This window comes from Bradyrhizobium sp. AZCC 1693 (assembly GCF_036924745.1).
Taxonomy (GTDB): domain Bacteria; phylum Pseudomonadota; class Alphaproteobacteria; order Rhizobiales; family Xanthobacteraceae; genus Bradyrhizobium.
Genome location: NZ_JAZHSD010000001.1, coordinates 2028756 through 2042842, shown reverse-complemented (window position 1 = coordinate 2042842; position 14087 = coordinate 2028756). Strand labels below are relative to the sequence as shown.

Below are 14087 nucleotides of genomic sequence, written 5' to 3'. Positions count from 1 at the left end.
GGGTTGTAATGCGGGAGGCCTTCATCGGCATCGACGTCGGAACGTCGAGCGCTCGAGCCGGAGTGTTTGACGAGAAGGGAAGTCTGCTCGCCACGGCCCGGCATCCGATCACGCTATGGCACGAAGCGGGCGGTGTCGTCGAACAGTCGTCGTCCGAGATCTGGTCAGCATGTGCCGCTTCGGTTCGCGCCGCGATGCGGGAGGCAGCCGTTCCGCCTTCCGCGGTCAAGGGGCTGGGTTTTGACGCGACCTGCTCGCTCGTGGTGCTCGACGCTGGTACCCATCCGCTGACGGTAAGTAGCTCCGGCGACGATCGAAGGAACGTCATCGTCTGGATGGATCATCGCGCGATGAACGAAGCGCGCGAGGTGAACGAGACACAGGACGAGGTTCTCCGCTATGTCGGCGGCTCGATCTCGCCGGAAATGGAAATTCCAAAGCTGCTTTGGCTGAAGCGGCACCTGCCGTCGACCTATCGGTCGGCGGGTCATTTCTTCGATCTTGCCGACTATCTTTCGTTTCGCGCCACCGGATCGACGGCGCGATCGATATGTACAGTCGTCTGCAAATGGAACTATCTCGCCCACGATCAGCGCTGGAGCCGCAGCTATTTCGAGCGCGTTGGTCTTGGCGACCTGGTCTCCGACAACTACGCAAAAATCGGAACGGAGATCGTCCCGTCCGGCACGCCGCTGGGTGCCGGGCTGACGAAGTCCGCGGCACACGATCTCGGCCTCCTCGAAGGGACGCCGGTCGCCGCGTCGCTGATTGACGCGCACGCCGGAGGCGTGGGCACGATCGGCGGACGCGGGAAGTCGGGTGAGACGGTCGATGTGCGCCGTCGTCTTGCCTACATTATGGGAACCTCGGCCTGCATCATGGCGACGACGCGTGAGCCGTGCTTCGTCCCCGGCGTCTGGGGTCCTTACTATTCGGGAATGGTGCCCGGGTTCTGGCTCAACGAGGGCGGGCAGTCCGCGGCTGGTGCGGCCATCGATCACCTCATCAGGTCTCACGCTGCCTATAACGAGGCCGTCGCGACCGCGCATTCTGCCGGCATTGAAGTTCTTGAATTTCTCGAACGGCGCATCGTCTCGCGCGCGCCAAGTCTGGGTGAGGTGGCGTTGCTGGCCCGCGATATCCACGTTCTGCCCGAGTTTCTCGGCAACCGGTCGCCCTTTGCCGATCCCTATTCCCGCGCGGTCGTTGCAGGCATGGATCTCGACGTCGACATCGGCTCGATGGAGCGACTGTTCGTGGCCGGGCTGTGCGGGCTTGCCTATGGTCTTGCCGATGTCGTCGAAGCGTTTCGGTCGCACGGCGTGGACAGCGATATGATGGTGATCAGCGGCGGCGCGGGACGAAGTCCGCTGGTTCGCCAGATCATGGCGGATACGACCGGCCTGACCGTTGCGGTTCCCGAAACGCAGGAGCCCGTGCTGCTCGGCGCTGGCATGCTGGGCGCAGTTGCGGCGAAGTCTTGCGGGTCAATCGGCGAGGCGATGGCCTCGATGTCGGCGATCGGCCGGCTGAGCGAGTCGACCCCGCCGGGATTGACCGATTTCCACCGGACAAAGCGGCGAGTTCACGGGCTGATGCGGAAGCTGGAGCGAGACAGCCGCGACGCGATGCAGGGAATCGCATCCATTGCCGGACTTCAGACGAAGAACCAGGATATGAAGAACTAGCGATGCTGCTGAGTTGTGGAGATGCCCTGGTCGATTTCCTGCCGGTCAAATCCGCGGATGGACGCGACGCGGCGGTGCCGGTTGTCGGAGGCTCCTGTCTCAACATCGCTGTCGGCATGGCGCGTCTTGGCGCGCCGTCGGGGTTCGTCGGCGGCATCTCGACCGATCTCTTCGGCCGCATGATTGCCGACCACGCGTCGGCCTCGCAGGTCGACCTTCGCTACGTGACGCGAAGCGATTGCCAGACGACTCTCGCGTTCGTCCGCACCGTCGCAGGCGAGCCGCAATACGCTTTCTATGACGAGGCGACGGCGTCCCGAAACTGGATCTACCAGCGCGGCTCCATCCTCTTTGACCAGATTGAAGCGCTTCATGTCGGGTCGACCACGCTTGCCAGCGACAACGGGGCAATCCAGGCGCTGGCGATGATCGAAGACGCAGGCGGCTCGACCACCATCTCCTTCGATCCGAATTGCCGGCCCAACCTGGTCAGGCACAAGGCGCGCTACGTCGATCAGATGAATGCATTTGCCGCCGCCGCCGACATCGTGCGGATGTCGGATGTCGATTTTGAATTTCTCTATGGCGGCAGCGGCTACGATGAAAGGGCGAGGTCGCTTATTGCGGCTGGTGCAAGTCTGGTCGTCGTTACGCGCGGGATCAATGGAGCCCAAGCCTGGCACAGAGAAGCGGGTCTCGTGAAGGTCGAGGCGCCCGTAATAGCTGCGGTGGATACCATCGGGGCAGGCGACAGCTTTCAGGCAGCCCTGCTGTTCGCCTTGCGCGCGATCGGACGGATCAAGCGCGGAGCGCTGGCGCAATTGAATTCCGACGAGCTTGGTCGTGCGCTGTCGTTTGCGTCCACCTGCGCGGCCTTCACTTGCGGGCGCGCCGGAGCTGATCCACCACGCCAATCTGATGTCGGCCCGGCATTGTCTCGTCTTCTCGCCGGACATGTCGAGTGAAGCGCGAGAACACCGGGGGCGTGGCTCGCCGTTTTATACGTCGGATTGACTGTCCGTAGCGGGTGAAGTTGTCGTATTTTTGTAGCTCGTGATCTGTCGCCTTCGTTGTTGAGTTTCGGAGGAGCCGGAAGGCGTGGACGGTTTCCTCCGGGTTGGTCATGCCACGGATATTGCTGCCGGGTTAGCCCTCCTGGTCGGTTTCTTTGTTCGACTTGAAGCCCGTTTCTCCGCCCCGACCCGCGCTATCTCGACGGCGGCGCGCGCAGGGGCGGTCAAGGACGCGCGCTTGCGCGCCCGCAAGGGCTTGTCCTTGACGGCTCCGAGCACGCTGCCAGGCTGAGGCGCGTCGGGGCTGATCTGGTGTCCGTCGGCGGCAAACGTCGCCAATCGGTGCGGGCCAAGGAACACGCTCGCGGTGCCATCGGGATACTCATGGACCCGCACCAGGGCTTTGACGAAGTGGGGCCTGAGCCGGCTCTCCGGCAGCTGCAGCCGCCGACCGTTCCATGCGATCGTATTGTCGTTGGCGACGGTTCGGTCTTCGATCACGCACAGCGCTTCGCGCCAAGCCTCGTGGCGATCGGCGCCGAACGCCGTGCCCGGCTGTTCGGCCTTGATCGCAAACGCCGCGTTATGCTCGGCCATGTAATGCGCCCTCAGCCACGCATTGGCGGCTTCGACCGTCCTGATCCCGGCGAGCCGCAGGTCCTTCGGCAGCCGGCCCTGCAGCGTGCCGAACATCCGCTCGGAGCGCCCGCGCGCCTCCGGCGAATAGGCTGCGATATGCTCGATCCCAAGATGCGATAAAGCCCGTCCCACCTGGGTTTGTTGCGTCTTCGAGACCTTCTCGCCAGCCTTCGGGGTGTAGAAATAATGGCTGCCGCGATCGGTGTAGAGCGCGCAGAACAGGCCGCGCCCGCCAATCACTTCGCCCAAGGCCTGGAACGTCGACGCCGTGCCTTCTTCCTCGACCAGAAACATCGAGTAGATCTCGCTCGTCGCATCGTCCAGCGTGACGATCAGGTCCATCGCCGGCAGACCTTCGATCCAGGCGTGGCGCGACCCGTCCTGATGCAGCAGCATGCCCGGAAGCGGCCGGCGCGGACGCTTCTTGCGGTGCGCCGAACGCTTCGGCGCCTTCCGCACCAAGCCCGCCGCGTGCAAGGCCAGCTTCGTCACCGTGTAGCCAAGCACATAGCCATGCCGCTTTTGCAGCTGCTCGTGGAAGTGCTTCACCGTGAAGTCCGCGTACCTGTCCCGGAACAGCCCCAGCATCCGCTCAAGCTCTTCCTCCGGCGCGCGCCGCGGCGATCGCCGCCCCATACGGAGGTCGACAAGCCCGTCATCGCCCTCCGCCTCATAGCGTTCCGCCCAACGTTGAAACGTCCGCACGTTGATCCCGAGAAGCTCAGCCGCGGCCGCCTGCGTCAGTTCCTTCGCCTCCGTCCGATCCAGCAAATCCGAAAACCGCATCCGTCGTACACCCTCGTGAATGGATGCCGTGCCCATCGTGCCCCCTTTGTTCCGGGGCACCAAAAACACGACACTTCACGAGCTACAAACACACGACAGATCACGCGCTACTGACATATACGTCGGATTGACTTCCGCTCGACGCTTGTCGGTGGCAAAATCACTCTCCAGCCTGAGCAATCCCCTTAGCGGATGGCCATGGTTGGCCAAGGGGGTTACAGTCAGCGGAAATAGCCCAGTGGCAAGCAAGGCGAAGAAAAGGCGCATCGCCGTGACTGGGCAATGGGCCGAAAAGAGCCGGTCAATATGAAATCAGCATTCGCACTGCCACGCCGTGCCCTTGGTCGGACGCGGCTTCAGGTTTCGATCCTGGGATTCGGAACCGCGCCGCTTGGCGATCTCTTCGTGAAACTGGATGACGACACGGCCATCGATACGGTGGAACGCGCGTTCGAACTTGGCATCAATCTTCTTGACAGTTCCCCGCACTATGGCAACGGCCTCGCCGAACATCGTTGCGGCGCCGCGATCAGGCGCGTGCCGCGCCAGGACATCGTCGTTTGCACCAAGGTCGGTCGCTGGATGGATCCGTTTCACGGGCGAGGCGACGGTTCCGGCTTTGTGGGAGGGCTGCCGCACCGGGCCGTGTTCGATTATTCCTATGACGGCACCATGCGTTCGGTGGAACAGTCGCTGTTGCGGCTAGGGACCGATCGGCTGGACCTGTTGCTGATCCACGACGTCGACGTCTGGACTCATGGTCTCGACGCAATCGACGAGCGGTTTCGCGAAGCGATGGCTGGCGCATATGTGGCGCTGGACCGGCTTCGCGGGGAGGGCGTTGTTGCGGGCATCGGGATCGGCGTGAACGAGGCCGACATGTGCGTACGTTTCGCGCAAGCCGGATCATTCGATACCATGCTGCTCGCCGGGCGTTATTCCCTGCTTGAGCAACCGGCGCTCGCGGAATTTCTGCCGCTCGCGCAGCAACAGGGAATCGGTGTGTTGCTCGGCGGCGTATTCAATTCAGGTATTCTGGCGACCGGCGCGGTGAGCGGCGCCAAATACAATTACAGGGACGCGCCACCTGAGATCCTCGCAAAGGTGGCGCGGATCGAAAGCGTCTGTGATACGCATGGCGTTGCCCTGCCGACCGCGGCGTTGCATTTTGCTCTGGGCCATCCGGCGGTGGCGAGCGTTGTGCTGGGGGGCCAGAGCCCGCAGGAGGTCGAGCGCAACGTCGCCGCGCTGTCCAGCACGGTGCCGACCGCGCTTTGGGCCGATCTGAAGGCCGAGCGCCTGCTGGCTGCGGAAGCTCCCGTTCCGCTGTCGGTGGCCGGCTGATGCGGATCGATGCGCATCATCATCTGTGGACTCTGGCCCGAGGCGATTACGGCTGGTTGACGCCCGCGCTCGCACCGATCCACCGTGACTTTTCCCTTTCGGACCTGGCGCCGCACCTGGCTGCGGCGGGCATCAAGGGGACGATTTTGGTGCAGGCTGCACCGACCGAGGCGGAGACCATGTTTCTGCTCGACATCGCGGCGAAGGCGCAGGTGGTGCGGGGCGTGGTCGGCTGGACGGATTTCGACGCAGCCGACGGCGAGGCGCGCATCGATGCTCTCGCCGCGCACAAACTCCTGGTTGGGCTGCGGCCGATGGTGCAGGACATTCCCGATGACGATTGGCTGCTCCGCCCCGCCTTGGCGCCGCTATTGGCGGCCATGGCCCGAAATAGCCTGGTGTTCGATGCGCTGGTGCTGCCGCGTCATTTGCCGCGACTGCTGCGGCTGGTCGACGGTCATCCCGATGTGCAGTTCGTGCTCGACCATTGCGCCAAGCCCCGGCTTGCGACCGGCGAGATGGCAGATTGGCATCGCGATGTCGCGCTACTTGCTGAACGCCCCAACATCGTCTGCAAGCTATCGGGTTTGGCGACGGAGGCCGCTGTGGGCTGGCAAATTACGGATCTACGGAAGGCAGTGGATCATGTCGTTGCGTGCTTCGGGCCACATCGCCTGCTATGGGGAAGCGACTGGCCGGTGGTCAATCTGGCGGGCGGTTACGAAAAATGGCTTGCCGCTGCCAAGGCCCTGCTGGCCGGTCTGTCAGCGGACGAAAAGGCAGCCATATTCGGCGGTAACGCGGCGCGGATCTATCTCTCAGGCCGGGGACGGAAAGTTGAAGCCAATTGATCGCCTGGGGCTACTTTCCCGCGCCCGTGGTCAAACCGCTGACGATGTAGCGTTCAAGAAAGATCCCGACGACGACGAGCGGAGCGATTGCCGCCGTCGACAGCGCTGCCATTGACCACCAGTTGATGCCCTGCGAGCCGGTCTGGCTCGCCACCATGACAGGCAGAGTTTTCGCGTCCGTACTCGTCAGCAGCGCGGCGAAGAAGTATTCGTTCCAGCACAGTACAAGCGAAAGGATGAATGCAGCCGCCATTCCGGGAACGGAGAGCGGCAACACGATGCGAATGAATGCGCCCCAGGTCGAAAGGCCGTCGACGAAAGCCGCTTCGTCGAGTTCGATCGGGATCGAGTTGAACTGGTCGCGCATGATCCAGATGACAATCGGCAGAACCGTCAGCGTGTAGAGCAGGATCAGGCCAAATCTCGTGTCGAGCAGGGACAATGCCTTGTACAGCACCAGGAACGGCAACGCGAGGACGACCGGCGGCAAAATCAACTGGGACATGAAGAAGAACAGGATATCGTCGTTGCGCATCCATGCGAACTTGTACCGGAATCGGCTCAAGCCGTAAGCCGCCAGCGAACCAAGGATGAGCGCCAGCACCGACGCACCGACCGATGTAATAATGCTGTTTGCGAACCGGCTGCCGAATTCGGCGCGCGAGGTGGATGTTCCGAACATCGTATCCGGCGACAGGCCGATCGAGCGCCAGCCCTTCCAATCCGGCTGAAAATCCAGCCACGGAATCAAATGACCCTGCGTCACGTCGACTGCCGATTTGAACGAGGTCGTGATGGTCCAATAGATCGGAAACAGGCAGACGAACGCCCAGAACAGCAATGCTCCATAGATGAGCACCCGGCTCAAGGCCCGCTTTGCCCGGGTCGCTGGATGATGCTTGCGGACCGGCTTTGATGCCGAGGTGAATGTAGCCAACCGAGCAACTCCCTTGTGAAACCTGTTTCGATCTCGTGCTACTCGACTTTCTGCGTCCAGCGATTGGACAGGCGCAGCAATATCGTCAGCAGCGCGATGATCAGGAGCAGGTAGAATATGGCCAGACCGGTGCCGTATCCGACATTCGATCGATCGCGATAGACGCGGTAGATGAAGCTCGACACCGTGTCGGTGGCGCCGCCGGGCCCTCCGGCCGTCACGTTGATCACGATGTCGGCGAGCTTCAGCTTGAAAATGATCCTGATGATCAGGACGGTGATGCTCACCGGCAGCGTGATGGGGAATGTGACATGCCAGAACGACTGCCAGCCGTTCGCGCCATCGACCTTGGCCGCTTCCTGCACCTCCTTCGGCATTGCCTGCAAACCGGCGAGCAGGATAATCATGATGAAGGGGATCGAAACCCAGGCATCCATGGCCTCGATGCTCAGCCATGCCATCCATGGCGAGGCGAAGAACGCCGGATTATCCCACCCCAGATAGCGCGCCAGTGTAGCGGCCGGGCCAAAGCGGTATTCCATCAGTGACTTGCCGATCATCCAGCTCACGGCGACAGGACTGAGCATCATCGGCAGCAGGAAAACGACGCGAAAGAATTTCCGCGCTCGTATCTCGGCGTTCAGCAACAGCGCCAGCCCAAACGCGACCGCATATTCGCCAAGCACCGCGGCCGTGTAGAAGATCATGTTGCCTAGCGCGTTCCAGTAATAAGTGTCGTGAAACAATCCGATGAGATTGTTGAAGCCATAGAAGCGCGGGCCTTCGAGCGAGCTCAGGTTCCAATCCAGCGACGCGATGTAAAATCCGAACAGCGTTGGAAAAATCACAACGGCAACAGTGAAGAAAACGGCCGGCAACAGGAATAGCGCCCGCAGACCACGCTCCCCCCGGATCACGACCTGGCCAATCCCGATCGCGATGGCCCAGAACAGATACGCAGCAAGGATCGGTCGCCAATCGGCGAACCCCGATGTGGTCGCTCCCGCCGCATACAGAATCTGGATGAGGAGCAGGGCCAGGAACGCAAGCGAGGCGAGGATGACGACCGCGCGTCCTACATTCTTCCGGCTGCCGGCAACCCGCGGCGAGGCAGGCTTATGATGCCGGGCGTCCGCCACCGATGATGAATTCTGCATCAAGATTGCACTCTGCCGATTTGGACTTTGACCCAGTCGCACGGAGGAGAAGTCCTCGGCTGGCGCCCGACGCGGCGCCAGCCGAAAGCCCGATGGTGATCAAGCGGAATGTAGATGGAATGCTACACGCCGAGAGACGCCTTGTAGAGCGCGACCTGCTTTTCGCGGCCGATCTGGTCGGTCAGCTTTTCCCAGGCGGCGGCGATGTTGTTCGCGCCGGTCTGCGCGTCAACCCTGCCGGCGAAGATCTTGGTCAGCTCGTCCTCGGCGATGCTGTAGTACTGGAAGATACCCGGGATGCGTGGCTCGACCGCCCGGTTGGGGTGATTATAGGAAGTGCGCTGCGAGTTCAGATAGGACGTGATGTACTTCCGATCATAGCCGGCTGCCACCCACTCATCGAAGTCGAAATGGCTGGTGCGATGGGCCTGGAATCCCGACGGATACATGACCATCCAGAGCGAGAGGTCCTTGCCGCCGAGATGTGCGGCCGCGCTCCAGGCCGCCTTGTGCTTGCGCTCGTCGCTTGCGACCCGTGCCATGACGTAGATGCCCCAACCGAGATAGGCGCAGTTCGGCGCATGGTTTGGACCGCTCGCGAGTTTGTCCCACTTGCCTGTCCTGGAATTGTAGACGTCTTCCGATCCGGGCAGGATGTCGAAGCCGACGACATCGCCGACCACGGAGGTGTCGCTCGCCTTTGCCACTTGGCCAATGTCTCCCCACCAGGGGATCATTGAGCCGATGCCGGCCAGGAATTGCTGGAAACCGGTGGTGTTGGGGTCGGCGTTGAGCTGATCGGCCGGCTCGGACGGCAGCGCGTCGATGACGTCCTGAATGGCGCGAACCCAGGCCGGATTGTTGATGCGTGGCTTCATCGTGTCGACATCGAACAGCCAGGCCTTGTCGTCCGGATGCTTGGCGTAGGCGGAGGCGCGGCTGGCAAGGAAGTAGAAGCCGAACCCACCCCAGGGCTTGGGCGCATCGAGGTAGCCGTACGCGTTCTGGCCCTTGATCTTCTTGCCCTTGAGGAATTTTGTCACGGCCTGGACCTGCTGCCAGGTCTTCGGTACGCCCCATTCGCTCTGGTTGCCGGCGTCCTTCCAGGCCTTCGCGAGTGCGGGGTCGGAGAAATAGTCGGTTCTGTAATTGAAGTTGTGGCAGTCGCCGTCGATCGTGACGCGATAGGTCTTGCCGTTCCAGGTTCCGACCGGCGGCTTTAGATAGTCGACGTAATCGTCGATATCGATCTGCTTCTTGACCCAGTCCGGCATCTCCGACGCCAGTCCCTTGCCGCACACGTCTCCCTCGAACGGTGCGCCCATTTCGAGGATGTCGAAGTCGACCGTGCCGGTCGCGATCGCTTGCTGCAGTCGCGGGTTGTAGTCGGCCTGGGCAAGATCGATCCATGAAATCTTCGCGCCCGTATAGGCCTCCCACGGTTTCAGGAAACCACGGAACAGCAAGTTGTGCAGATTCTGGTTGTTCAGCCCCATGAAGGAGAGCTCGACGCCCTTGAATTCTCCTTCCTTGACACTGGCCCTGGTCGGGCCGAGGCAGAGTTCGCCGACCTTCTGCCAATCGGCGTCGGTTGGCGCGCCTTTCCCCACCCCCGGGATTTGCGAGATCTGGGACCGCAAATTGTTCTGTGCCAACGCAAGCCCGGAGAACGTGCCGAGCGCGCCGGTCGTACCCAAGGCGGCGGCGCTGGCTGCTCCCATCAAGACAGCGCGCCGGTTTGGTCGCAGTTCTGAATGCGGATCGTGTCCTTGCTGTTTCATCGCGTAAACCTCCCTGTTTGGTTATGTAGACTGTTTATGGCTTCTCCGTCCGAGCATCGGTGGGCGATGCGATCCGCTGACATCATCTTCGCGGTAGCGGCTCGCGATAGCGCTGAGAAGATCGGCGTTCTTGCCGACTGGTGTTTTGATGAGCAATGGTTTCGTCCTCATCGCGGCTTTTTCACGGCTCCATTGTTTCGCCAAGCTAGGCCGTGTCGGGGGCGATCACGCCCTTCTTGAAGATGAAGCAGCCGTAGAAGCGCCGCTCGCCGGTCTGAATCACGCAGTACGCATTCTTCGCACGTTCATAGAAGGCAAATCGCTCGACCGAGCCCATCGACAATGAACGTCCCTCTGCTGCGTCGATCTCCTTCTGCACCTCGAACTGCACGGGAGGGACGTCCTCGGGCTGACCGACGATTTCCATCCGCGACGCCGGTTTTTCGACAAAGGAATCGAGCGGCAGGACTGAAAGGACGGCTCGCGCCGCCCGCGCGGCGGTGACGTTATCGATACGGAGGAGGCGGCCCAGCACGGTCTGATGGGCAACTGCGTCGGCCGGGAAATTGGTGTCGCAGAGGACGAGGTCGTCGCCATGACCCATGGCGCGCAACGCATAAAGGACGTCTGCATTCAGGATTGGATCGATCGATTTCAGCATCTTCGCCTCCCACGCATCAGCGATTTTCTGTCATTTGTTGTCGGTAGTGCTCAGCATCCCAGTTCAGCAATGCCTGCTCATCGCGCGACGACAGGTATTTGATCGTCGCGTTTCGAGGCAGGCGGCTGGTCACAAGTGCGAGGCAGCTCAACATGGCTTCCGCGCCGGCGCTGGCGTCGTTGCGGATCACAGTACCTTTACCGGGAACGATCACGGCGACCGGAGGAGGGTAGCCGCGCCCATCAGTAAGGGCAACTTTCGCGGTCAGGTTCTCGCCCTTCGACAGCACCGGCAGGGCAGGTCCAAGAAACACGACATGATCCGGATATAGCGAGCCCTTCGTGGCGATCGCGAAATTGTGGTGGTCGGTGCCAAGCGTGTGGCAGAGCGGATCTTTTGGCAGGCGATATTCCGAGCCCGCACAGATAAGGTGAAGCGAGCCACCGTCAGTGGGCGCTGCACTGCGTGGCTCCAGTGCCAGCCGGCGCTCCACTTCAGCCACCAATTCATCCGCAGCATCGCAGGTCGCGGCGCCGACCACGAGGCCGTGATTGCCGAGGATCAGGATGTCAGCCGGTCCTTGCGCGAGACTCTCGCCCACGGCTTGCGCGAGCGGCAAGCCGGGATGATGATAATCGAGCCGGCGCCAGGGCAGGCCGCGCAGTCGGGCGACCAGTTCGTCCTCGGCATCCGACCGGACCGACCACGCGATAGTGTTGACTGAATGGACATGAAGAACGACCGGATGGGGCATCAGCGCGTGCAGCGAGGTCTCGATCGAGGCACGAAGTTGGCTTTCGGGATGCCCGGACGCCAGCGGCATGCGCTCATTGCCGGCAGCCAGCGCGGCGCGGGCTCCCGGGAGCGAGACCGGCACGCAGATCTCCTTGTCCTCGGCGTCGGCGAGCCAGGTGCCTGACGCCTTCACCCAGAGCACGTCGCCGTGCTTGATGGATGAATTGCCACCGGCGCCTTGTACCAGCAGCATGTTTCGGCCGACGCGCGCCGACATGCGGCGGAGCTCGTTAAGGATTTCGGGCTGTTGCATCGCGCGAACCTCACCAGCTGAGATGTTTCATCGTCCAGTGCGGCATTCTAGCTTCCGAGCCGGCTGCGGCCCGGATCGCCGGCAGTTCGGCGGCATCCGCCAGCGTCTCCCTGTGGGCGCCTGAACGGACGAGCAGGGTCAGCATTGCTGCCGCACGGCCGCCGGCGATGTCGTGATCGAGGGAGTCGCCTATGACGAGGACGCGGTGCGGATCGGGATTTCCCAATCGCCCGAGTGCCGCCGCAAACATGGGCGCATGGGGCTTGCCGACAAATGTCGCTGCGCCGCCAAGCCGCTGATAGAAGGCTGCCAGCGCTCCCGGCGCGGGGATCAATCCCCTTGCACCGAACATCACAAGGTCGGGATTGGCGCACAGCATCGGCAGCCGGCGCGCCGCCGCGGTGCTCAGCGATCCGCGCCAATGCTCAGGGTCGGCGGCCGCATCGTCGAGCCCGCCGAGCAGGATGAAGTCGGCCTCTTGCACGTCCGTTACGATGGTCAGGTCGAGCCCCTCGACAATGGATCGATCGCCATCGCGCGTGATCAGAAAACAGGCCCGGCCCAGCCCGGTGAAGGGTTGGTGCGCTCGTGCGTGCAACCCGCTCCAGGTGACTTCGCCAGACGACAAAATACCATCGTAGGCCTCCGGCGACAGGCCGAGTGTGGCAAGGCGCTCCTGGTTGCGGCTCGCGCGCTTGCCGGAGTTCGAAAGTACCAGCACGCGCTTGCCGGCTTCGCGCAGCCGGGCCACGCATTCACGTGCGGCCGGGAAGATCGCCTTGCCCTCGTGCAGGGTCCCCCATTGGTCGAGCAGGACGTGATCGAACCTGTCGGCGATTGCGCGAAGGCCGGAGATCGTGATGGTGCCGGCGTTCATGGCGGACCGCCGTGCAATGCGAGCAACGCCGCGCCGTAGCTCGCCTCGGTCTGCTCGGCGACGGCGACGGGAACACCGAGAATGCGATGTCGGATCGCAGTCCAGGCATGGTTCCTCGCACCGCCGCCGATGCTGATGACGCGGCGCAAATGTGGCGCTCCGAGCAGAGCGAGGCGCTGATAGGCGAGCGCCTCGACCGAGGCGATGCCTTCGAGAAGCCCCTGGAAGAAGCGGCGGTCTTCGGCTGGTCGCGGCGTGATCCGTGCCTCGAGCCTCGGATCGGCGATCGGGAAGCGTTCGCCGGGTTTGGGCAGCGGATAATAATCGAGCCCGGTCGGCTCCGTCGGCTTGAGCTGCGGCGTCAAACGTTGCATCTCCTCGGTCGTGAAATGCATGAGTAATGCAGCGCCGCCGGTGTTGGAGGCGCCGCCGGCGAGCCAATGCTCGCCAAGGCGGTGCGAGTAGACGCCCTGGTCCGCCGCGAAGATCGGCTGCGTTGCCAGCAGTTTCACCACCAGCGTCGTTCCGAGCGAGGTGACGGCGTCGCCCGGTTGATCGGCGCGGGTGGCGATGAAGGCGGCGACGCCATCAGTGGTGCCGGCCGCAATGCGCGTTGATGGCGATAGCCCAAGCGTGCGCGCGACATTCGGGTCGATCTCGGCGAAGGGCGTGCCCGGCACAAGCGCCCTTGGCAGCCATTCGCCGGGGACATTGAGCTTGTCAAGCCAGGCCGGCCACGCGCGGGCTATCGGGTCGTAGCCGAGCTTGAGCGCGTTGTTCTCATCGCTGATGCCGTAACGGTTCGCGAGCCGGCTGGCAATCCAATCGGCCTGATGAACAGCATGACGCGCATTCCCGACATTGCCGCGGTTCAGGAGATGGAGCAGCTTGGCCAGCGCGCTGCTGCGGCCATGGGCGCCGCTTTCCGCCGGGGCAACATCGGCGATACGCGCTGCTTCCCGGACGGCGCGAGCGTCATTGTACATCAGCCCGAGCGAACACGGCCGGCCGAGCGCATCGATCAGCAGCAGCGTGCCGGAAGTGCCGTCAACGGCAATGCGTTCCACGCGGCCGAGATCAATCGTCTCCCCGAGCTTGCAAATGGTCGTGACCGCGGCCTGCCACCAAAGCTCCGGCTCCTGATCGATGGCGTCGCCTTCCTGGCGCGGCGCGGGGAGCACGGTCGAGGCAAAACCCTGGACGTCGCCTTGCGCGTCGACAGCGCATGCGCGAACGCCGCCGGTCCCCATATCAATGCCGAGGAACAAACCTGTCATTGGAATTCACCACCCTTGGCGCTCGCCT

The 14087-nt window shown here is 62.8% G+C and carries 12 protein-coding genes; 4 read left to right on the top strand and 8 right to left on the bottom strand.

The genetic code is table 11. The features are described 5' to 3' along the window. The first annotated feature begins 8 nt into the window (after window positions 1–8). Together V1293_RS10045 and V1293_RS10040 are read left to right on the top strand one after the other, a co-directional pair. A complete protein-coding gene (locus tag V1293_RS10045; RefSeq protein ID WP_334508976.1) occupies window positions 9–1688 on the top strand; it encodes an FGGY-family carbohydrate kinase in 1680 nt (559 codons plus the stop codon). Between the two features lie 2 nt (window positions 1689–1690). Continuing rightward, window positions 1691–2653 carry a carbohydrate kinase family protein gene (locus V1293_RS10040; protein ID WP_334508974.1) on the top strand — a complete coding sequence of 321 codons (963 nt, stop codon included), beginning with the start codon at window positions 1691–1693 and terminating at the stop codon, window positions 2651–2653. Window positions 2654–2809: 156 nt separating this feature from the next. Here the strand turns inward: V1293_RS10040 and V1293_RS10035 are convergent, their stop codons facing one another. Beyond that, window positions 2810–4126: an ISNCY family transposase gene (locus V1293_RS10035; RefSeq protein WP_334508972.1), complete on the bottom strand. Its 1317-nt coding sequence runs from the start codon at window positions 4124–4126 to the stop codon at window positions 2810–2812. 306 nt (window positions 4127–4432) lie between these two features. On the opposite strand from V1293_RS10035, the gene V1293_RS10030 reads away from it, so the two are divergent. Then, complete coding sequence (locus V1293_RS10030; RefSeq protein ID WP_334508969.1) at window positions 4433–5470, top strand: aldo/keto reductase; 1038 nt, start codon at window positions 4433–4435, stop codon at window positions 5468–5470. Next, complete coding sequence (locus tag V1293_RS10025; protein ID WP_334508967.1) at window positions 5470–6321, top strand: amidohydrolase family protein; 852 nt, start codon at window positions 5470–5472, stop codon at window positions 6319–6321. The genes V1293_RS10030 and V1293_RS10025 overlap by 1 nt, the downstream gene beginning before the upstream one ends. A gap of 10 nt (window positions 6322–6331) precedes the next feature. On the opposite strand, the gene V1293_RS10020 is transcribed toward V1293_RS10025, so the two are convergent. From V1293_RS10020 to V1293_RS09990, 7 genes are all read right to left on the bottom strand, one after another. Next, window positions 6332–7189 carry a carbohydrate ABC transporter permease gene (locus tag V1293_RS10020; protein WP_334516680.1) on the bottom strand — a complete coding sequence of 286 codons (858 nt, stop codon included), beginning with the start codon at window positions 7187–7189 and terminating at the stop codon, window positions 6332–6334. 107 nt (window positions 7190–7296) lie between these two features. Further along, the gene (locus tag V1293_RS10015) at window positions 7297–8415 is read right to left on the bottom strand and encodes a carbohydrate ABC transporter permease (protein WP_334508964.1); all 1119 of its coding nucleotides are present in this window, start codon (window positions 8413–8415) and stop codon (window positions 7297–7299) included. Window positions 8416–8537: 122 nt separating this feature from the next. Then, window positions 8538–10196 carry a sugar ABC transporter substrate-binding protein gene (locus V1293_RS10010; protein WP_334508962.1) on the bottom strand — a complete coding sequence of 553 codons (1659 nt, stop codon included), beginning with the start codon at window positions 10194–10196 and terminating at the stop codon, window positions 8538–8540. Window positions 10197–10401: 205 nt separating this feature from the next. Further along, window positions 10402–10857 (bottom strand): RbsD/FucU family protein, encoded by a 456-nt coding sequence (locus V1293_RS10005; protein ID WP_334508960.1) that lies wholly within the window; start codon window positions 10855–10857, stop codon window positions 10402–10404. Between the two features lie 16 nt (window positions 10858–10873). Further along, window positions 10874–11905 (bottom strand): class II aldolase/adducin family protein, encoded by a 1032-nt coding sequence (locus V1293_RS10000; protein ID WP_334508958.1) that lies wholly within the window; start codon window positions 11903–11905, stop codon window positions 10874–10876. Between the two features lie 10 nt (window positions 11906–11915). Then, complete coding sequence (locus V1293_RS09995; protein WP_334508956.1) at window positions 11916–12782, bottom strand: TIGR01459 family HAD-type hydrolase; 867 nt, start codon at window positions 12780–12782, stop codon at window positions 11916–11918. Continuing rightward, window positions 12779–14059 carry an FGGY-family carbohydrate kinase gene (locus tag V1293_RS09990; RefSeq protein ID WP_334508954.1) on the bottom strand — a complete coding sequence of 427 codons (1281 nt, stop codon included), beginning with the start codon at window positions 14057–14059 and terminating at the stop codon, window positions 12779–12781. The genes V1293_RS09995 and V1293_RS09990 overlap by 4 nt, the downstream gene beginning before the upstream one ends. Window positions 14060–14087 lie beyond the last annotated feature (28 nt).